The sequence below is a fragment of the Paenibacillus sp. sgz302191 genome, assembly GCF_057749925.1.
The window spans coordinates 287,177-307,126 of record NZ_JBYLHY010000003.1 but is presented as its reverse complement, the minus strand read 5'-3'; the positions used below and the strand labels follow the sequence as shown (position 1 = coordinate 307,126).

General features: G+C 50.5%; 18 protein-coding genes. 6 read left to right on the top strand and 12 right to left on the bottom strand.

From position 1 onward, the window contains the following. Window positions 1–30: 30 nt before the first annotated feature. Window positions 31–375: a bh protein gene (locus tag AC3G2T_RS06310; protein WP_488434892.1), complete on the top strand. Its 345-nt coding sequence runs from the start codon at window positions 31–33 to the stop codon at window positions 373–375. 685 nt (window positions 376–1,060) lie between these two features. Here the strand turns inward: AC3G2T_RS06310 and AC3G2T_RS06305 are convergent. From AC3G2T_RS06305 to AC3G2T_RS06280, 6 genes are all read right to left on the bottom strand, one after another. Then, window positions 1,061–3,289, bottom strand: coding sequence for a YcdB/YcdC domain-containing protein (locus AC3G2T_RS06305; protein ID WP_488434891.1), 2,229 nt, complete (start codon window positions 3,287–3,289; stop codon window positions 1,061–1,063). Window positions 3,290–3,735: 446 nt separating this feature from the next. Further along, window positions 3,736–5,616 (bottom strand): molecular chaperone HtpG, encoded by a 1,881-nt coding sequence (gene htpG, locus AC3G2T_RS06300; RefSeq protein WP_488434890.1) that lies wholly within the window; start codon window positions 5,614–5,616, stop codon window positions 3,736–3,738. 597 nt (window positions 5,617–6,213) lie between these two features. Beyond that, window positions 6,214–7,605: an MFS transporter gene (locus AC3G2T_RS06295; RefSeq protein ID WP_488434971.1), complete on the bottom strand. Its 1,392-nt coding sequence runs from the start codon at window positions 7,603–7,605 to the stop codon at window positions 6,214–6,216. A gap of 92 nt (window positions 7,606–7,697) precedes the next feature. Next, window positions 7,698–8,291: a TetR/AcrR family transcriptional regulator gene (locus tag AC3G2T_RS06290; protein WP_488434889.1), complete on the bottom strand. Its 594-nt coding sequence runs from the start codon at window positions 8,289–8,291 to the stop codon at window positions 7,698–7,700. Between the two features lie 242 nt (window positions 8,292–8,533). Then, the gene (locus AC3G2T_RS06285) at window positions 8,534–9,520 is read right to left on the bottom strand and encodes a polysaccharide biosynthesis protein (protein WP_474679544.1); all 987 of its coding nucleotides are present in this window, start codon (window positions 9,518–9,520) and stop codon (window positions 8,534–8,536) included. Window positions 9,521–9,675: 155 nt separating this feature from the next. Beyond that, window positions 9,676–10,299 (bottom strand): DUF1796 family putative cysteine peptidase, encoded by a 624-nt coding sequence (locus AC3G2T_RS06280; RefSeq protein ID WP_474679543.1) that lies wholly within the window; start codon window positions 10,297–10,299, stop codon window positions 9,676–9,678. Window positions 10,300–10,597: 298 nt separating this feature from the next. Here AC3G2T_RS06280 and AC3G2T_RS06275 point away from each other — a divergent pair, with 298 nt between their 5' ends. From AC3G2T_RS06275 to AC3G2T_RS06265, 3 genes are read left to right on the top strand one after another with little or no spacing between them, the layout of a single operon-like run. Then, window positions 10,598–11,812: a glycosyltransferase family 4 protein gene (locus tag AC3G2T_RS06275; RefSeq protein WP_488434888.1), complete on the top strand. Its 1,215-nt coding sequence runs from the start codon at window positions 10,598–10,600 to the stop codon at window positions 11,810–11,812. Window positions 11,813–11,817: 5 nt separating this feature from the next. Further along, window positions 11,818–12,417: a hypothetical protein gene (locus AC3G2T_RS06270; RefSeq protein WP_474679541.1), complete on the top strand. Its 600-nt coding sequence runs from the start codon at window positions 11,818–11,820 to the stop codon at window positions 12,415–12,417. After that, a complete protein-coding gene (locus AC3G2T_RS06265) occupies window positions 12,414–13,322 on the top strand; it encodes an NAD-dependent epimerase/dehydratase family protein (protein WP_488434887.1) in 909 nt (302 codons plus the stop codon). Before AC3G2T_RS06270 ends, AC3G2T_RS06265 begins: the two co-directional genes overlap by 4 nt. Before the next feature lie 132 nt (window positions 13,323–13,454). Here AC3G2T_RS06265 and AC3G2T_RS06260 read toward each other — a convergent pair whose 3' ends face one another. From AC3G2T_RS06260 to AC3G2T_RS06235, 6 genes are all read right to left on the bottom strand, one after another. After that, the gene (locus AC3G2T_RS06260; protein ID WP_474679539.1) at window positions 13,455–13,910 is read right to left on the bottom strand and encodes a DoxX family protein; all 456 of its coding nucleotides are present in this window, start codon (window positions 13,908–13,910) and stop codon (window positions 13,455–13,457) included. 20 nt (window positions 13,911–13,930) lie between these two features. After that, window positions 13,931–14,530, bottom strand: a complete 600-nt coding sequence (locus AC3G2T_RS06255) for a TetR/AcrR family transcriptional regulator (protein ID WP_474679538.1) — start codon at window positions 14,528–14,530, stop codon at window positions 13,931–13,933. A 70-nt stretch (window positions 14,531–14,600) separates the two neighbouring features. Continuing rightward, on the bottom strand, window positions 14,601–14,993 hold the full coding sequence (locus AC3G2T_RS06250) for a hypothetical protein (protein WP_488434886.1): 393 nt from the start codon (window positions 14,991–14,993) through the stop codon (window positions 14,601–14,603). A gap of 95 nt (window positions 14,994–15,088) precedes the next feature. Beyond that, complete coding sequence (locus tag AC3G2T_RS06245) at window positions 15,089–16,048, bottom strand: endo-1,4-beta-xylanase (protein WP_488434885.1); 960 nt, start codon at window positions 16,046–16,048, stop codon at window positions 15,089–15,091. 189 nt (window positions 16,049–16,237) lie between these two features. Then, complete coding sequence (locus AC3G2T_RS06240) at window positions 16,238–16,477, bottom strand: hypothetical protein (RefSeq protein ID WP_474679536.1); 240 nt, start codon at window positions 16,475–16,477, stop codon at window positions 16,238–16,240. A gap of 37 nt (window positions 16,478–16,514) precedes the next feature. Further along, a complete protein-coding gene (locus AC3G2T_RS06235) occupies window positions 16,515–17,375 on the bottom strand; it encodes an arylamine N-acetyltransferase family protein (RefSeq protein ID WP_488434970.1) in 861 nt (286 codons plus the stop codon). 340 nt (window positions 17,376–17,715) lie between these two features. Between AC3G2T_RS06235 and AC3G2T_RS06230 the strand changes: the two genes are divergently transcribed. Further along, complete coding sequence (locus tag AC3G2T_RS06230; protein WP_488434884.1) at window positions 17,716–18,405, top strand: response regulator transcription factor; 690 nt, start codon at window positions 17,716–17,718, stop codon at window positions 18,403–18,405. Beyond that, window positions 18,386–19,804, top strand: a complete 1,419-nt coding sequence (locus tag AC3G2T_RS06225) for a HAMP domain-containing sensor histidine kinase (RefSeq protein ID WP_488434883.1) — start codon at window positions 18,386–18,388, stop codon at window positions 19,802–19,804. The genes AC3G2T_RS06230 and AC3G2T_RS06225 overlap by 20 nt, the downstream gene beginning before the upstream one ends. Window positions 19,805–19,950 lie beyond the last annotated feature (146 nt).

Below are 19,950 nucleotides of genomic sequence, written 5' to 3'. Positions count from 1 at the left end.
GAAAAGACTGTTTCGGGAGGGAGTAATGTTATGAAAGAGACCGAAGTGAACACGTTTCTTTTTTGCGTCCGCTGCAAAGAAGAGACGGAGCACACCATCGTCTATCTGAATCAACATATCTCTCGTATCGGGTGCGACCGCTGCGGAAGGCACATTGATATTAACATCGATATATCCCATGAAGTATACGACGAGGTTTTAAAAAGAATTATGAGCAAGCCTGTCCGCATGACCGAGGAATACCGCGATCATTTGCGGGAATTTCTGCTTTCATTGCCCGGAAGAATCGTCAGCAAGCCGTACCGCGTATACCGCGAAGCCAAGGAAATCAAAGGCTATTTTAAAAAATACAGCGTTCGGAAAAAGAAACAATAACGGGCTCTGCGGAATTTTCCGCAAGCCCGTTTTTTGCTCGCCGGAGCGCAGCGCTTGCGCCAGTTGAGCGGGGACTCGCGGGCACATCCATCCGTGGGCATGGCCCTGTGAAGCAGCCGCAGATGAGGCTGGCGAGAAACTCGCCACGCTAGAGCCAGCAGCAGTGCATCTGCCCGGATAAGCCAGGCAATGCGAAGAGAATCTGCAAAAACTCTCATGATGCCGCAGACGTCACCGCACAGAATGGTATACTGCGTTTTCGTATAAAGTTCATAGCCAGCAGAAACACCTGCCCGGCAGCGGGAAGAAAACTAGTCAGACTGATGGAAACTCATACGCTAGAAGGTAACACATTTATTCGAAAACGCGAAGAAAACCTGCAAAAGTACAGTTTTTTGCTCGTCGATACGCTAGCAGCGAAAAATTCCTGTAAATGTGCAGGCTTTTCATCGAATCTAGGGGCGCAGACCCATTTTCACCGAAAATTCCTGCACAATCGCAGGTTTTTCGTCAAAACGAGCCGCATTCATCGAAAAAGCCTGCACTTTCGCAGGCATTTCAAGCTGCCAGGTCGCTTGACGGGCGGTTGCGCGCAGTCTATGGCGACGGCCATGTCCAGCGGCACCCTTCCGGTTGTTTCAACCGAGACCTGGTGTCGCGCTCTCAACCGATGGATTCGGACGTCTTAGTTCCGAGGCGGCGGAGTCGGGACGGTGATGCCGCCAGCTGGCTTGAAAGAGAAAATGTCGCGCCATATACCCGTCTGAAGGTCGAGGTCGTTCATATATGATTCGGATGTTCGCGGGACGAGCCTGTAACAAACGCTTGTTCCAATATCTCCGAAAAACACGCTGTCCGGTCTGTAAAAACGCTCGACCCGATAAAGCTCCAGTACTCGCTGCTTCGCTTCCTCCTTCGAGATGAGGGGCGGCCTTTGCGCCGGATAGGGAATGGCGGAAAGCTTATTGTCAAAAACAATCAGTTTGCCGTCGTAGGCGCTGATTTGCAGTTCAACCTGCTCGTCGTCTACGGAAACCCCGTCCACGCGGCGCTGGTACGTAAATTTGTAGCCTTGCGAAGATGTGACGTTGCCATCCGTTAAGTACAAATTCATGGCGCTTAGCGATAGCTGGTTCGTCATATGGGGCAGCAGCGTCTTCAACCATTGCTCGGCGATAGCTCTGGCTTCCGCCTTGGATATCTCCGGCACGGTAATCCAATCATAGCTTTGCCCGTCTGTGGAGGAGTAGGACAAAAGAACTCCGGTGTCGGCATTCACAGAGGCATATGCGTAGCGGAAACGGTCCTGGTCCACGGTCGGGATTTGCAGCCGGATGTTCCAGTTTCCGTTTATGCCGTCCGCTTGCACCGCTTCCGTCTGTTCAGGAAAAGCGAGCGCCTTCTTGACGATGTCCGCGGCCTGCGCAGAAGTCAGGCCCAGGCCTCCCGAAGGCTGCGCAGACAAAGGCTCTTCCGTCACCGTTCCGGACGAAGACACCTGGGGAGCGACAAGCCCTGTCTCGGCATCGACATACGAGTAGCGCTTGGAGAGAAAGGGAACAAGAGCTTCGCTGCCGCTTGCCTTGCTTCGATAAGGAGTGGTGTACGTCATATGGTCGTACCCGTCATCCGCCAAAACTTGCGCAGCCTCGTCGGCGGAAAGCTTCGACGCGTGCGGATCGAATTGTTGGGCCGGACTCCAGTTAACAAGGTAGCTGCCCACCGTGCCGTCAGGAAGCATCCGGACTTCAAACGTGTCCTGATCATACAGAAGGCCGCCCACGGTTCGGACAAATTTTACGTTCTCTGAAGCATCCTGATCCCGGCGATTACGCAGCGGATTGACCGGCGTTTGATCCAGTGCCCACACGGCATCCGGGTCAGGGCTGTAGCGCTTGACGAAGTCGGCGGCAGTCTGTTTCAAATCCCGCCCCGTACCGGCAGGCGCAGTCGTTTTCGAAACCGGCAGCGTTTCACTCTTCGTGTAAAAATAGATCTTGCCCGTTTCGGCATCCGACCACAGGTTGACCGAACCTGCAATGTGATCCCCGCTTTTTTTCGCCAAGCCAAGGGTCCATATTTTTACATCGCTGCCCGGCGTGAGCAATAAATGGGCCGCGTCGACGGCATACTCGGAAGAAAGCCGCAGTTCCTTGACGGCAGCTGCAGCCGCCTGCTCCTTGCTGATTGCGACCGGCGCATCGTCATTGTTGTTATCCGGTTCCGCCATGCCGCCCAAGTAAGCCCAGCCGTCGCCGAATGCGCCTTGCAGATGATACCAGCCGCTCCCTTCCTCCACGGGCATCACCGTCAGAGCAGGAAGCGAAGCTGCAATCGTCTCGGACTGTCCGAACGGATACCGGTACAAAATGGTCCCTTCGGGGACTTGAACCTGTTTGCCGGAAGGGGCTAGATGCTTGGGCAGCTTGTAGCCCATATTCAGCCACTTATCGCCTTCCTCCGTCCGCACGTGATACCAGGTCCGCCATTTTTCGAACGTATGCACCGTTCCGGCGGGCAAAGTTTTCCCGGTATTGCGCGACAGGACCGGAGCGTCGAACAAATAAGCCGGCGTTTGAAGCAGCAGCGGCAGATCCTCTTGTTCTACATCTTCGAGCACGCCGTGCTGCGGCAAAATCCACTTTGTCCCGAGCCAGGTGGCAATCGGATAAAAGCCGTTGCGCGGCTCCCCGATTGGCGTCACCTGCTGAGAGGCAATTTCGGCGCCGGTCAGGGCGCCCTTGTCAGGGCTATCGTAAAGCTGCTCCGCTCCGAGCAAAACGATGCCCGCCGGCTGCGGTTTTGAGACGCCAACGCCGTCGTCATGCCGGTCTTCCGCCGCATAGGCAGGCGCGGTTCCGAGTACGAGCAGCGCAGTGCAGACCGCGCCGAACAGATGCTTTCCACCATGCATGGAGGCTTCCCTCCTCCTCATAAGTTTGTAAACAATATCATACATTAGACGCGAAATGCCGGGATTAGTTGCATCCATACATGAACAAACAAAACAACCTGAGACCGGCCGAACGGCCGATTCAGGTTGTTTTTCGCACAAGGCCGCAGCCTTTATTTTCGCGACTGTGCACGCAATTCGTATTTTAATGGCTGAGCCAATAGGCAACGACTAAAAGGGTGTACAAGATGCTCGAAAATCCGATATAAACCGGCTGCTTCAATCTGATCATCCGTTACCAACTCCTTTTTTTTGAATATTTGTATGATATCACAAAAGTGTGAATGGAGTATGAACAAGGATGAAGGGCGAAATATAGGCCCTTTTCACCACAAAATCCGGCATCAATAAAAAAACCGCCGAACGCCCGGGAATCCGGGCATTCAGCGGTTTTTTCGGCAAGCGGTTTACACCATAATTTTGCAAATATCGTTTGTAAATTCGACCGGGTCCTGGATCGGCAGTCCTTCAATGAGGAGCGCCTGATTGTACAAGAGCGCCGTGTACAAATTCAGCTTTTCCTTATCTTGCTCGAAGGCGTCTTTCAACGAACCGAACACGTCGTGATTTATATTGATTTCCAACACTTTATCGGCTTTCACGTTAGGGTTGTTCGGCATCGCATTCAAAATCTTTTCCATCTCGATCGTCACTTCGCCGTCGGTAGAAAGGCAAACGGGATGCGATCTGAGCCTTTTCGACGCCCGCACGCTCGTTACTTTGCCCGCGAGCAAGCCGGCCATATGTTCGAACAGTTCTTTGTTGTCGGCTTTCTCCGCATCGCCGTTATCCTGGTTCTCTTCCGCTTCGATACCGAGATCGCCGCTGGATACCGATTTGAATTCCTTCTCTTTGTAATTCATGATCATTTTGATCGCGAACTCGTCGATATCATCGGTAAAATAAAGAATCTCATAGCCTTTTTCGGCTACCAGCTCCGTTTGCGGCAGCTTCTCGATTCTTTCGTTCGATTCTCCGGAGGCGTAGTAAATGTATTTCTGATCTTCCGGCATTCTCGATACGTACTCGTCCAGCGTGACCAGCTTTTTCTCCTTGGAGGAGTAGAACATCAACAGATCTTGCAGCACATCCTTGTGGGTGCCGTAATCGCTGTAAACACCGAATTTCAGCTGTCTGCCGAACGATTTGTAAAATTGCTCGTACTTTTCCCGCTCGTCCTTTAACAGGCTTTGCAGTTGGCCTTTTATTTTGCTTGAAATGTTTTTGGCAATGAGTTTCAACTGCCGGTCATGCTGCAGCATCTCGCGCGAAATGTTCAGAGACAAACTTTCCGAATCGACCATCCCTTTGACAAAGCTGAAATAGTCAGGCAGCAGGTCGGCGCATTTGTTCATGATCAGCACGCCGTTCGCGTACAGCTCCAGCCCTTTTTCATATTCCTTGGAATAGTAGTCAAATGGAATATTTTCCGGGATAAAGAGGATCGCCTGGTAAACTACGGCTCCGTCGGCGCTGATGTGGATATGCTTGAGCGGCTTGTCGAAGCCATACCGTTTTTCCGTGTAAAATTGCTCGTAGTCTTCGGCAGTCAGTTCGCTTTTGTTTTTGCGCCAAATCGGAACCATGCTGTTGATGAGCTGCTCTTCTTCGTAATCTTCGAATTCGTTGTCGCTGCCTTCTTTCAGCCTTTTTCCGGTAATGTCCATCTTGATCGGGTAGCGGATGAAGTCGGAATATTTTTTGATGATCGCTTTTAAGCGGTACTCCTCCAAAAACTCATCGAAGCTTTCATCCTCGGTGTTGTCTTTGATTTTCAGGATCACTTCCGTGCCGACCGAATCTTTGTCGTACGGCTCAATGGTGTATCCGTCTGCGCCGGTGGACTCCCATTTGTATGCGCTGTCGCTGTGTAACGCTTTGCTGATGACCGTTACAACGTCCGCTACCATAAAAGCGGAATAAAATCCTACGCCGAACTGGCCGATAATATTGTGCCCGTCTTTCGCTTCGTTATCTTTTTTGAAGGCCAGGGAGCCGCTTTTGGCAATGACGCCAAGATGGTTTTCCAGCTCTTCTTTGGTCATGCCGATGCCGGTATCGCGGATGATTAGCGTTCTGCTGCTTTTGTCGACCAGCACTTTGATGTAGTAGCTGTCTTTATCAAAGACCAGCTTTTCATCGGTCAGAGCCGTATAATAGATTTTGTCGATAGCATCGCTGGCATTGGAAATCAGCTCTCTCAGAAATATTTCTTTTTGCGTATAAATGGAGTTGATCATCATTTCCAAAAGCCGCTTGGATTCCGCTTGAAACTGTTTTTTTTCCACTGGAGTTTCTCCTTTCAAAATATGAAATGAAGCTGTGACCCTCTGCAGATCACTGAATCAATTTCGCGTTAGCACTCTCGGTCAACGAGTGCCATTCCTTCTTTTTTATACCATTCCTTATTTTTGAAGTCAATACGCTGCTTGGGCTAGCCCGCGATAGTCAGGCTGCCCCAAAACCCCCGCGTCAGAGGCGATAACCACAATCTGCCTGGCTGCAGGGAAGAAAAACCTGCAAAAATACATGAATTTGCGTCCTTGATCGCTGGCCACGAACAATTCCTGCAATTGTGCAGGCTTTTCAGCGGGGACGTGGGCTCAGGTTCACTTTTAGCGAAAATTCCAGCACTTTTGCAGGCTTTTCGTCAAAATAAGCTAATTTCAGAGAAAAAACCTGCACTTTCGCAGGTTTTTCCCTACCACGCTGCCTTCTGCCCATTATGTTCAGTTCCGCGACTTCATAAGGAGAGGCGCGCGCCCAGAAAAAGCGGCTGTCACTCTAAGCTGGATAAGCAGGTCGTTACCGCCGGCACACTAATTTCTCTCATACAAAAAAGCCGCTAACGCTCGGAAGCCCGAATGTTTAGCGGCTTTTGACGATTATAAGGCATCGGCTTTCTCTTGAATGCTTGTTTTCCGCGGCCTGAACTGAAAATAATAGAACAGCAAAATGCCTGCGTGCAAAGCGGCGAGAACGAGATAAATGTTGCTGAAAATCGAACTGTCCGGGTTGCCCGGATATATACGAACAGGGTTCCAGGAAACCGCGGAAGGAAGATCCACCAGTTTGCTATAAACGCCTGCGGCCATTCCCTGGGTAATGAAATTCAACATGGAAAAAAGTCCCATGCCGACTCCGATCCGTTCCTTCGGCAGCATCCTTGAAATCGAGTTCGACATCGCGATCAGCATAAAAGATTGCCCGACATTGCCGAATATGAGAATCATAGCAATAATGACGGGGGAAGCTGCCGCGAAGGCCGAGAGCAAAACAAAGCATGTCAATAGCGACCCGGATGCGACGAAAAATAAAAACGGGTTTCCTTTCAAATCCGCCAGCTTACCGCCTTTTCGCCCCAGGATGGCGGAGGCAATCGCCGCCGGAACCATGGCAAAGCCGATCCAGGACGGCGGCAGCTGCTGCACGCGGGACAAAAGCATCGGACTCAGAAAATACAGGGAGACGCCAATTCCGTTGATTAGCACGGCAATCGTCAGACCGAGCGTATAATTTTTGTTTGTAAAAAGCTCAGGCTGAACAAACGGTTCCGCGGCGGACCGAATCCGCACAATAAACATCGCCACAGCAACCACACCGCCAATCAAGTACCACAAGCCCCCGTTCGTGACGCCAAGCAAAAGCAGCGCAACCGCAGCAGCCAGCAAGCTCCCGCCAATCCAGTCGAATTTTCCGGGTACGGCTTGTTCGTCCCGCAAATATTTGCGGTAAAAGGGGAGCGTGAACAAGATGAGAAGAGTCACGCAAAATAACCACCGCCAATGAGCGACACTGACGATCAACGCGGAAATAACCGGACCCAGCGCGCTGCCGAGCGCCAAGCCTACGGCCGACATGCCTAAAGCGGTTCCTCTGCGTTCCGGAGCAAAGTAGCGCACAGGGATGATCGCAGCCGTTGCCGGAATCGCCGCGGCGCCCGCCGATTGCACGCACCTTCCGACAAGCGCCATCCAGAACGATTGGGAGGCGAGGCCGATTACCGAACCGACGGCGAACACAAGCAAGCCGAACGTCAGCAAATTTTTGAGCTTGTACCGGTCGGCCAGCTTGCCGTAAGTCACCGTTCCTATTGCATAAATCAAAGTATAAGCCGAAGAAATCCAGCTTACTTGAGCGATAGTCAGATCGAACTCTTTGCTGATTTGCGGGAGTACGATGTTGAACATCAATGCGCTCATCGATGACAAAGTCAGCGTAAACATCAGAACGCGGATCAATTTCTCGCCCATTTGCCGCTGCGCTTCCGGTTCCATTTCCATTCCTGCATCTCTCCTTCCGGGTACCGTGCATAACGAAAACCAACGTGTGTATGCATGTACTTACTTGCAGATTTTTGATAAAAAAACTAGGGGGATAGCGCCCTAGCGAAGGTCTGTACACTCTCACGGATAAAATCTTCCATGGACACGGCGGGGAACAATGTTCCCTCGGAATTCATATTGCTTACAAACGCACCATAGTTCATACACATGAAAGCTAACGCCTGTATGTCCGGATTGACCCGGATCAGCTTGCCTTTCTCGTACATGGCATTGAAATAATCGATCAACAATTGTTTTAATTGCTCAGGGTGTTTGTTTACTTTTTCCCGGAACCCGGAGAATACGCTGCTTTCCTTGAGCGCGATCTGAATCATTTTCCGGTTGCGGTTCATGATTTCATGGTACGTCCGGCTGATGAGGAGCAAGTCGGCGTACAAATCCCATACAAGCTTTTCGTTAAAAAGCTTTGTCATCTCTTCGGTATAGTGGAAGCGATGAACGGCGGATTCGAGCAGATTTTGCTTGCTGCCAAAATGGCGGAACAGCGTTACTTCGTTCAGGCCGGCCGCGGCGGCGATTTCTTTGGTGGTGACGCCGTAATAGCCTTTTTCCGCTATTAAATCGATGACGGCCGTCAACAGCTTGTCGCTGCTGCTCGCATGCTTATCGATGGACATGTCTCTCCTTTCGAAACGATTGCAAGTACTTACTTGCATTTAGGCTAATCATATTTTGTTTATCTTAAAAAGTCAAGATCCCGGCTGCTGCTCAATGTGCAATGGAAGCCCGATCGCCTGGCCAGTAATAAAACCCCCGGATTCGCACTCCGAGGATTTTATTTGAGAGCCGAAGGGGCAAGCCCCTGGACATGCCGATGCCGGCGATGCGCTCCTCGCCAGTTTTTACAAGTTGATCCGGTTTAGCCGATAAATCCGCCTTTTTGCAGCATTTGCTTAATTTCGTCTTTGGTCATCAAAACATCATTGGCCGAATAATTCCGTGTTTTAAAAGGTGGACTGTCCGAATAAAATTCCTTTAGCTCGGCGCTTTCGTACGTAGGAAAAACGACGATAACCCGCTGATTGTACTCAACCGCATTATGGCTTTCGTATTCGGAAATGAGCAGTTCGTTGATTTTTTCGCCCGGCCTTATGCCAAGCTCGACGATCTCGACATTTTTTTTGCCGGATACATCGATCAAAACTTCGGCCAGATCGAGGATTTTGCAGGCGGTCATCGCCTTTACGAACGTTTCCCCGCCTTTTCCTTCTATAGCGGCGTTAATCAGCAGTTCGCTCACTTCTTGCGGCGTCATGAAGAAGCGGACCATTCGCTTATCCGTAATGCCGACCTGATTTTTCTCCTGAATTTGCTTCATGAACAGGTGGAGCACACTTCCGCTTGTCCCCAGGACGTTGCCGCCTCTGACGCATACGAATTTCGTATCCGCGCTCAAATGATTGGACAAAATCATCAGCTTTTCCCCGATCGCTTTGGTCATGCCGTAAAAATTGCTAGGATCGGCCGCTTTGTCCGTGGACATATTGATAACTTTTTTCACCCCGTTCTGCAGGGCGGCGTCGATAATGTTTTGCGTGCCGAGCACATTCGTTTTCAGCGCTTCGATAGGCTGTTCCTCGCAAACCGGAACATGCTTCAGCGCAGCCAGATGGAATACGTAATCAATGCCTGCACACGCTTTGACAGTCGCTTCTTTGTCTCGGATATCGCCGATGGAAAACTGTAATCTAGCATCGTCAAAGGTCCGTTTCATAGCAATTTGCCCTGATTCGTTCCTCGTATATATGACGATTTTTTTCGGATTGTATGCAAGTAGTCCCCGAATCAATGCATAGCCGATAGAACCGGTTCCGCCGGTCACCAAAATATTAGATTGCGTCAGCATGATGTAACTTTCACCATCCTACATTTATTTTTACCACATAAGAATGTTTAAGTTCTTTACAGCGCTAAAGCGTGAAGAACAGCATTCTTATTGGCGAATAAACCTACCTCTAAACGCGGTCGCTCATCTTCGAAAGACTTCGATAGAGGTTTATCTCATATAAGATGAATACCTCCCAGAATCGCTGTCCAGAGGTGGTTGTTGCCTTCCCATTTTTCCGCGTTGGGCAGTTGAATAGCGCACACCTTTTCCAGAGGCCAATCGAGTTCCACAATTCCGCTGACAGGGGCATGGTTAACGAGCAGAACCCGAAAATCGTGCCGGACGAGCCCCGATAAAACCGTCTGAAGGTCGTAAGTACCCTGAAAATCCCCTTCTGTTCGAATAAAAAGAATGCGCTGGCAGGTATCCGCCTTTTCCAATAAACGTTGGATGCGTCTATCAAATTTAGCTTTTACTTCCGGATAAGTCGCCAGGTTTCCGTGTGGATTAGCGGCTTTGGTGAAATCATGGTTGGAAAGAATGTGATAGAAATCGTCCGATACGAGCAGCATTTCTTCAGTAGCGTCCCCGACCACCCTCAAATTTGCCAATTCCATAAATCCGTTAAAGCGGTTCATCAGCAGCCGGTTTACTTCCGGCAATTGCGGCGATCCCATCCAATCCAACACGCCGGCATAAGGCCGCATGCCGTTCTTTTCAAGCTGAATGGAGGCCAGGCAAAGATCTCCCAAACTGAAAATGGCGTCATAATTTCCTTTCAATTCTGATAATCTCATAACGTTCCAGCTCCTAAATGGTAAGTTTTCATCATACATATCGATTTTGCATGCCGCAGCAAACCGACCGGATGATGCAGAATGGTGATACGCATGTGTTTTCCTGCCTCCTTTTCTATCCTTATAGTTCTATTTGATTCAGTTTTCGAAAAATTGCTTGGACGAAGTAGCTATAAAAATATGCTTTTATACAATTTGGGATAAGTTACCAGTAGTTTCGCCCGAACTTATCCACCTTTTCCCAATAAGCTATAGAATGTACAGGTAAATAAGAGTAGGAAGGGAAAGGTGATGAACGGTGAAGATACTTCTTGCAACATACTGGCCCGTTCCGCATGTAGGAGGAGTATGGCCTTTTATGGTGCAGCTTAGAAACAAGCTGGAACTTATGGGGCATGAAGTGGATATGCTCGGAAACGGGGACGACGACACAAATTCATTCATTTATATGGTGAACCAGAACCGGCGGCTGCCTAAAGAAAAACTCCTTCCGCTCCTCAAAGCCAAGCTGGGTTTAACGTCATTTCCGGTTATGCATGCGAATCCGCTCGTTCAATATGCAGAATTCCAAAGGTACATGTTCGAACTGGCGGCAGCTTATTTCAATATAAGCGGGTATGATGTGATCCATACGCAAGATGTCGTTTCCACAACGGCGATGTCCCGGATACGCTCCAGCAATACGGCGCTGGTCGCTACTTTGCACGGGTGCGTCGCTCATGAAATCAGGCATATCAATCATCCGACGGATTATATCGCCCACGCTTATTACGATGCGATCGAATACACGGGAGCAAGTTCCGCCGAGGCGACCCACGTTGCTAACCGATGGTTAAAAAAGATTTTGGAAAACGAGTTTAACGTGCCCGACAAACAGCTTCATGTATTTCCGTATGGCTTCGATACGGACGGTTTTATTAAACAGATGAAGGTCAAAACCGACGTAGAGCGGCCGCACGGCAAGAAGGTCATCATTTTTACAGGACGGTTGGTCGAACTAAAAGGCGTTAATTTCCTGTTAGCCGCTCTTAAAAAATTGAAAGAAAAACGAAAAGATTGGGTTTGCTGGATCGTAGGAGAGGGCCAGGATATGACCGCGCTTAAAAAACAGCGCAGCGACCTGGGGCTGCAAAAAGACGTCGTATTCTGGGGAAAACGGAACGACATTCCTGCGCTGCTGCAGCTTTCTGATATTTTTGTGCTGCCCAGCATTATCGAAAACCAGTCCGTTTCCTTGATCGAAGCGCAAGTCGCAGGCAAAGCGGCCATTGTCAGCAATACGGGAGGGCTGCCTGAAATGGTGGAGCACGAAGTTACGGGCTTAACCTTCCCGGTAGGGGATATCAATATGCTTGCTTCCAATATGAATCGTTTGCTGCAAGAGGAAAGTTACCGCAAAAAACTTGGAACGAACGCCCAACGATGGGGCATGCAGCATTGGTCGATGGATGCCATGACGAAGCAGCTGCTTACGCTGTATCAAAGCGCTATCCAACAACGAAGAGGGGGGTAACGCGTATGAAGCAAATCCCGGCTTTGACTAAAAGTTGGCTGCGTCGCCTGTATTGGAAAATTCGCATGATGACGGTATGGGATCGTCTGCAGAAAACTTATTATTCGTACTTCGACAAAAACCGGAAAGAAACCGTTGACGGGAAAGAATTCAACTACTTATTTATTTCACCGCCAAGCCCTGATGTTTTAGTAGACAGCAAAATCTGGCAGCGTATCGCGGATCACTTGCCCGAAAACTACCGAATTCCGGATCAGACTTCGCTTGATGCCCTGCTGCCTTCGACAGGCGATTATTACCACGCCCTGTTTTCCAACCCTGTGCCGATGTTTGGCTTGTACGTGGACAGTTCCGTTTGGAAGCCAATCAAGGCTGCCTTGCCTGTGGGATATACGATTCCCGATCCCGTTTCGCTTAGCATTTTTAAAGAGATGAAGGCGGAAAGCTATGATTCTATGTTCAATTCGAAGGCGTCTGCGCCTGGAATTATAGTCGATAGCGAGGTATGGAAGCGGGTTGTGAACAACTTGCCCAAAGGGTATACTTTGCCGGACTCTATAACGATCAATGTTCTGAACCAAATAGAACGGGGAGTGGGAGTATGAAGGCCGTTGTGACCGGGGGGGCCGGATTTATCGGTTCCCACCTCGTAGATACGCTGGCGGCAGCCGGATTCGAAGTGCATGTCATTGACAATTTGCAATCCGGATACGTTTCCTATGTCCATCCGCAGGCGGTATTTCATAAGGAAGATATTCGCAGTCAAGAAAGCAAGGAGATTATTGTAAGGGAACGGCCTGACGTCGTATTTCACCTGGCCGCTCAGGCGGATGTGCAGCGATCTATGAACGACCCGCAGTACGATGCGGACGTCAATATTAAGGGAACCATCAACCTGCTTGAGGCTTGCCGGGCGGCTTCCGTTAAAAAACTGGTCTTCTCCTCGACCTCCGGCGTTTACGGGAATTTGCAAAAAGAACTGATTTCCGAGGATGACGCTGCGTCGCCGATCTCTTATTACGGTTTGTCCAAATGGGCGGGGGAATCGTACATCCGCATCTATGCCGCGCAGCACGGCGTTCCTTTCACGATTCTTCGCTACGGCAACGTATACGGCCCAAGGCAAATGCCCAAAGGCGAAGGGGGAGTCATTGCCGTTTTCATCCAAAATATGAAAAACGGGCTGCCCCTGCACATTCATGGAGACGGCGAACAAACGCGCGACTTCGTATTTGTAAAAGATGTCGTTCAGGCGAATATCGCTGCGATTGACGCGGGAGACCGGGAAACGATTCATGTCAGCACGGGCCGCAGCATTTCTGTCAATAAGCTGGTTCATTTGCTGAAGCAAATACACGGTTCCGATATTGAGACCCGTTATTCGCCGGCCCGGGAGGGCGATATTCTTCACAGCTGCCTGGATAGCAGAAAAGCCGGCCGCGAGCTGCAATGGCACCCTCAAGCGGACATGGCGGCCGGATTGTTGGAAACTTATCGCTCCTTGAAATGATGGGGATACCCGCGCCCTTCATGTCGATTTATGCAAAATGGCCCCCTTTGGCTCATAAAGGGGGCCATTTTGTTACCGGACATTCAAACAGTCGGCGAAATGCTCCTCCCTGAGACCGGCGTGCGCACCGCATCAGGAAAGCGGAGCAAAGATCGGGGAAGCCAGAATGATCGCGGAGATGAAAACGATCTGCAGCAAAGTTCGGACAAGCAGCTTTGGCACAGGCTTGCCGTCGATCGTTAAGCGTTCCCGGGCCGCTCTTATGTTGGCCGGGAACATGGCGATCAGCAGCACCGTCAAGCAGACGGATGCGGCAAGCGAAGTGGCGGGGATCAGCATGCCGATGGCCCCGGCGATTTCAAGCCACCCGGTTATCGTCACGATAAAACCGGGGTTCGGCAAAGAGGGCGGAACCATCGCGACGAGGTCCGGCCGCCTTTTTCCCCAGTGGGCGGAAGCTGTAAGCAGCAGCATAGCGGCCACGGCCCCTTGCAAAGACGGATGCCAGCCGTCGAAATAAGTCCAGCCGAGCCAACCGGCGGCGCGGAAAAGCACAAACGATCCGATAAGCACGATAAAGGGGGCCATCTTTGTTCCTTCTTTCTTTACTATTTGTTGTCGGATTTTAAAGCCTGAGCCACAAAAGACGAAAAATCGTGAGCGGTGAAAGAAGCGGGCGCGACTGGAAAAGAGGAGCGAATGCGCAGCCCGAGCGACATCAGGACAAACATTTCGGCTGTTTTGCCCGCATCGACCGATTCCGGAATAACCCCGTGCCGCTGGCCCGTCTCTATCCATTGATAGGAAAAATGCACGGACCGCTCGTAATAGTTTTTGAGCGCTTCGGCGACGGCAGGATCATCTTCTTTGCCCAGCAAATATACCAAAACTTTATTGGTCACATCATGCGCGTCTTCCAAATGAGGGAGCTGGCTTGCGACTTGCTGCATCGGCCCCTCAAACGTTCGACCGCCTTGCTCCACTTCGTCCATGAAACGCCGGTTGTTCTCTTCAAGCCGCTCTTGCAGCACCCAGGCGAATATTTCGTCCTTGGTTTTCACATAGTGGAAGATGGCCCCTTTGGAAATGTCCGATTTTTCCATAATGTCTTTCATGGTGATGGCGTGGCAGCCTTTTGTCCGGATCAGCTCTTTGGCAGCATCGAGCAATTTCTGAATCGTCCGCTGTCTGCGTTCCTCTTGTTTCAAAGTGATACCTCCATGTATCGTTATAACCAAATTATACATACCGACCATCGGTTTGTAAATGGAGTTCATGTCAAAATACGGCGGTTCCGCCGCCGCGATGATGCGGCCTTGCGAAGGCAGCGCTGGCCGGCATCGCGCGCAGAAAAGCCCGCCAGAGCTGATGCTTCCTGCTTGCAATGCGCAGAATTCCTGCAAAAGTGCAGGCTTTCTGCGCGATGATGCACCGGCTGGGAAGAATTCCTGCAAAAGTGCAGGCTTTCAGCGGAAAATTGGCGCCCAGCCCTTTCCTGCGTGAAAATATCTGCACAATCGCAGGCTTTTCCGCCAAACGGGCCGCTGTCGTCGAAAAAGCCTGCACTTTTGCAGTTTTTTGGACGGTTGAGGAGTTGTTCACCGGTCTCGCCTTAGCAGCCCCGACTATTTTCACTCTGTGGGGACGTCCACGCAGTTTTTGCCCGGCCACCGGCCGTTTCGTAAAAACGGGAAAAGCCCGCCAGGAAATTCAACCTGACGGGCATTACTGCCGTGCGAATGCCGGGTCCGGCGATTCGCCTTATTTTAAGAACCGCTTAAATATTGCTTTAACCATTTCAGAGCGGGACGCTCGGTTCCCGAACTGGAGATTAGGTGCGTATTCGATGCCCACGTTTGTCCTTGGATGTAGCCCCACAGAGTAATCCCTTTAACGGACGGATGCTGCCATAAAACCGGGAATTTTTGCTGGTATCTGGCCAATTGCGTATTGTCGTCGCCGGTCATGTCCAGCTCGGATACATAAATGGGCAATCCCGTTGCCGCAAGCGTATTCAGAACATTGGTCATTGTGCTTACAGATACAGTGTCCATATTGAAATAATGGCATTGAATGCCAATGCCGTCGATTAGCCCTCTGCTTTTAAGCAGATTAATAATTTTGACATAGTTTGCCGCGGCGTTGGGATCGCTTATAATTCCATACTCGTTAATCAGTAATTTCGAATTGGGAAAAGCCTGCCTTGCTTGCTGGAATGACCAGATCACCCAATCCCAGCCCGTGGAACCGTCTCCGCCTATCGCATTCCTATAAGATGGCTTGGCGTGCAAAGGTTCATTGACAACGTCCACGAACTCCGCGTTCTTATATCTCTGGCCGGCTGCCTGGATCCACTGCGTGACCTCGGCCTTTTGATCGGCTGCCGAAAGACCGCTGATCCAGCCCGGCTCCTGGTTACCCCATACAAGCGTATGGAATTTGAATGGAAAACCTTTGCTTTTCGCATAATTATAAGACGTATCGGCCCCTGACCAGTTCATGCTGTTTCTGGTAGATTCGACGGAACCCCATTTCGTGGAATTTTCCGGTGTCACCTGGTTCCAATACGTGCCGAAGTTAGAAGGAACGCTGCCGGCAATAATGTTTCCTAAAAATTTGTTGCCGGTAGCGATACCCGCACTGGCGCTCGGAGCGATCGCCGTTGAGATCAGTGCGCCTGCCAATACAAGCGCTGTACTTAACTTTGCCAATTTTGACTTTAACATAAAATACCTCCTCAAAATAGTGTTTTATCCAAGCTTCATCTTTCCTTGATACCGCTTTGCCGCAGTTGTCATCCCACCTCCTCACATGGATAAGAACATAAATAAAACGCTTACATTTCTATATTATAAGGATAGATAAACGCATAAGATACCAAAAAAGTATAGATTTTACTTTCAAAATTAATGGAGTTACTCCGCCAGACGGTGTACGCCGCGAAACTGCTGGCGGCTGCGTTCATCGATGCTGGGGATCGCATACTCCGTAAAGGGATTCTGACCGCCGCCATGCGTCGGCGACACAACGCGCGCCCGGGATTCGCGAGCGTTTACTTTTCTCGCTTGTTCAATGCTACGGTGTTCCAGCGCCTGTACGATTTCCTTCAGGCAGTGCTGCACGCGGTGCACAAGCCGTTGTCTTTTGGCCGACACAAGCGGAAGCCGCTAATGGCTCCCGCTTGCACGACGTTTACAGAGCTTTTGCTTGTTTCCACTCTTCGTGTTTTTTCTGCACCTTTTTCCATAAATCGTCCCGCTCCCGGCTGCTATAACGAACCAGATGCTCGCCAAAAATATTTCCCAAAACTTCGAGCCATTGCGATTTCGTCCGAATCTCCGTTTTTTCAATACCGGCGCTATCTCTTTTGCTCCATATGCAGCCTCTAAGTTCATTGCTTCCCTCTGCATGTCTTTGCCGGATAAGAAACAGATTGATCCAGGGTGACTCCGTCGACTGGCAGTAATGGTCGTGTTTCGGCTTCAATTCATTCATATCGTATATGACCTCTGGAGCAAAATCGACTCCGGCAAACGAAGCGCCAGAATCATGCTCCAACCGCCAGCCATTGTCAACTACAGCCGACTCCATGACCTTGTAAACGAGTGGGCCCTGCTTATAAACTCCTGTTTGAAGCGGCAAAGGTTCGAATGGCATGTCTCCGAGACCGACGTCGACGATCCATTTTTCTTCTTTCTGCGATTCATTTGCCAAGTCGACCGTTAGTCCGAGGTGGAACGAATTGACGCGAGGCTCTTCCCCGAGCGGCTGGACCCCGGCCCTGTGCCAGGAAACTTTATAGCCCAAGGAGCGGAGAAGCGTGCTGAACGCGCCATTGAGATGAAAACAATAACCGCTTCTGCGGTTAATGATAAGCTGCACCGATTCCTTGACGTCGATGGAAACCGATCTTCCGGCAAAAATATCGACGGTTTCCCACGGAACGTTACTTACATGAGCTCTATGCAGTTCAAACAGATAGGCTTTGGTGGGCGGCTCCATTTCTGCAACACTGATTCTTTTCAAATAAGCTTTGACTTCTTCGTTCGTCATTATATTGAAGAAAGTTTTCACGCTGCACATCGCCTTTCCCGGAAATTAGGTGCTCCGTTTCGTCGCCGGACGGCAATTAATGGGTCACCCATATAATAAGTTACCAAATGGTAACGTGTCAATGGGTATTGGGACGATACGGCCTGGCAGCTTGGGCAAAAGCCTGCAGATTTGCAGGAATATTTCGCGACTAGAGGATCAAGGAGCAAAAAGATGCACTTTTGCCGCTTTCTGGTGAGCTCCTGGAAATTTCCAAGAAGAATCATCAGGATTGCATCTGGCTATTCCAAATCCGGGGTTGTATAATTCATCCAAAGACCGCCGTATTGGAGGATATCGAATGAAAACGATTATGATCGTCGAAGACGAGGACGCGATTTCCCGGGTTCTCGCGGCGTATATCCGCAAGGCCGGATTTGATTGCCTTATCTTCCGGGACGGCTGTCAGGCCGTGGAGTCTTTTGGTTCGGTACAGCCGGCTCTTGTCATTCTTGACGTGCTGCTCCCTGGAATGAGCGGCTGGGAGGTTCTGCAGCATATTCGCAGCAAAAGCGTATGCCCTGTCATTATGCTGACAGCCAGGGGCGGTGTCGGCGACCGGATTACGGGACTGAACGAAGGGGCGGACGACTACATGTCGAAGCCGTTCGAGCCTGACGAAGTCATTGCCAGAATTCATGCTGTGCTTAGACGCCCGTCCCACTCTCTGGTCGGTTCGGATCAAGTCAGTTTCGGGAGCTTTCGCATCGACTTCAAGTCCCGCAGCGTCTTCCTGAACGGAGCGACTTTATCGGTTACGCCCCGAGATTTGTCGCTTCTTATGTTTCTGGCGGAGCATCCGAACCAGATTTTCAACCGCGAGCAGCTGATTGAGAAGGTATGGGGCATCGATTATGAAGGCAGTGACCGGGCCGTGGACCTGGCTATCAAGCGTCTGCGGAAGCTGCTTCTTCACTGGCCGCCGGAAGAAGGGGAAATCAGAACATTGCGCGGGACGGGATATCAGCTTTATGCCAACACATCCAATTAGGCGCCGGACGCTGCTCAGTCGTTGGACGTTTCGTTATGTACTTACTCTTTTCTTGGGACTGCTTGCCATCGGACTTGTATCCATTCTCTATATCCGGCAGGAAACTATCGACGAGCGGAAGCATGCTCTCCAGGAATTTTCCCAAGCGGCAGCCCAATATGTGACAGACGGTCATGGCAGCATCGTCATTCCGGGCGATTTGTATGAATGGATTGACCGTACGCAGCGGCGATACTCCATTCCCGGACAATTCGGTTTCGTTGTGTTCGAGCGCGGCGATACCCCTGTTTTTGTCAAAAAAGCGCCCCCAAGCGCCCCCGGCCGTTCCTCGCTGAATATCGAAGCGAAGCCGGAGCTGACCGACCGACTGCGTGCAGCGAGATTCGGGGAGGATTTTGTCGTAACGACACCGGTGATGGACAAAAATTCCCCTATCGGCGCGATCGTTATTGCCTACAGCTATCTTGAACTCTCCGATGTCAATCAAAACTACATTTTGATTATCTCACTGCTCTTCTGTGCGGGCTTGCTTGGCTGGACGATCATCTATTTCCTGTCGTTGAATTTAAGAAAACCGATCATCCAACTGTCCGAAGCGCTCAACAAGATGGAAGCCGGCGATTACAATGTAACCGTCCCTGCCAATGTGAAGGAGAAAGAAATTCACGATCTTCTCTTGTCCTTCCAGGCAATGGCTTCGCGTCTGGGACAGCTGGAAGAGCTGCGTACGGAATTACTGGCTGGCGTCAGCCATGAGCTGAAGACACCTGTCGCCTCGATTCATGGCTTGATCCGCGCGGTTCGCGACCAGGTAGTTACGGACGGCGAGGCGGAGGAGTTCCTGGACATCTCCCTTGAGCAGACGCGCAGGCTTCAGCATATGGTCGCCGATCTGCTGGACTTTAATTCTTTTGCTTCAGGCATAATCAAAGTTCGGGAGGATTCGATTGATTTGGGCAAGCTTTTGAGCGAAATCGCTTATCAGTGGGGGCAGCTCGATCAAGAAGAAGGGATAGAGACCACGGTCGATATTCCAGACCGGATTTTTATGTGCATGGGGGACGCCAGCCGCATTCAGCAGATCGTGGTGAATTTGCTGAACAATAGCAAACAGGCGTTCCAAGGTCAAGGGCATATTGGCATAACGCTATCGGAATATTCGGACCAAACCTATGAGGTCATCGTTTGGGACGACGGTCCCGGCATACCGGAAGCCGAGCAAGCTCATATTTTCGAAAAATACTACCGGGGCGAGCGTAAAAAGCTATCCGTTGGCGGCCTAGGACTCGGCCTGACCTATAGCCGGATGCTTGCTGTTGCGATGAAAGGCCAGCTTCATCTAAAAAACAGCTCTCCCGGGGGCACCGCGTTCCAGCTGTTGCTGCCCAAGCAGTGTTAGGCATTGAAGCATTTTTGGGAACTAGCGGCTTCTTGACGTTTTCCTGACACATTGGTGCATTAATCTATCCCTAGGAGTCAATCCGAGGGAGTTACTTTTGTGCATGCGGGGTAAACGAGTTCACCGGACAGACTCCTAACACAGTC

Bases quoted from the DNA above. Each gene is read 5' to 3' on its own strand.
- AC3G2T_RS06310 (WP_488434892.1), top strand. From the start codon at position 31: ATGAAAGAGACCGAAGTGAACACGTTTCTTTTTTGCGTCCGCTGCAAA.
- AC3G2T_RS06305 (WP_488434891.1), bottom strand. From the start codon at position 3,289: ATGCATGGTGGAAAGCATCTGTTCGGCGCGGTCTGCACTGCGCTGCTC.
- AC3G2T_RS06295 (WP_488434971.1), bottom strand. From the start codon at position 7,605: ATGGAACCGGAAGCGCAGCGGCAAATGGGCGAGAAATTGATCCGCGTT.
- AC3G2T_RS06290 (WP_488434889.1), bottom strand. From the start codon at position 8,291: ATGTCCATCGATAAGCATGCGAGCAGCAGCGACAAGCTGTTGACGGCC.
- AC3G2T_RS06285 (WP_474679544.1), bottom strand. From the start codon at position 9,520: ATGCTGACGCAATCTAATATTTTGGTGACCGGCGGAACCGGTTCTATC.
- AC3G2T_RS06280 (WP_474679543.1), bottom strand. From the start codon at position 10,299: ATGAGATTATCAGAATTGAAAGGAAATTATGACGCCATTTTCAGTTTG.
- AC3G2T_RS06270 (WP_474679541.1), top strand. From the start codon at position 11,818: ATGAAGCAAATCCCGGCTTTGACTAAAAGTTGGCTGCGTCGCCTGTAT.
- AC3G2T_RS06265 (WP_488434887.1), top strand. From the start codon at position 12,414: ATGAAGGCCGTTGTGACCGGGGGGGCCGGATTTATCGGTTCCCACCTC.
- AC3G2T_RS06260 (WP_474679539.1), bottom strand. From the start codon at position 13,910: ATGGCCCCCTTTATCGTGCTTATCGGATCGTTTGTGCTTTTCCGCGCC.
- AC3G2T_RS06245 (WP_488434885.1), bottom strand. From the start codon at position 16,048: ATGTTAAAGTCAAAATTGGCAAAGTTAAGTACAGCGCTTGTATTGGCA.
- AC3G2T_RS06235 (WP_488434970.1), bottom strand. From the start codon at position 17,375: ATGACGAACGAAGAAGTCAAAGCTTATTTGAAAAGAATCAGTGTTGCA.
- AC3G2T_RS06230 (WP_488434884.1), top strand. From the start codon at position 17,716: ATGAAAACGATTATGATCGTCGAAGACGAGGACGCGATTTCCCGGGTT.
- AC3G2T_RS06225 (WP_488434883.1), top strand. From the start codon at position 18,386: ATGCCAACACATCCAATTAGGCGCCGGACGCTGCTCAGTCGTTGGACG.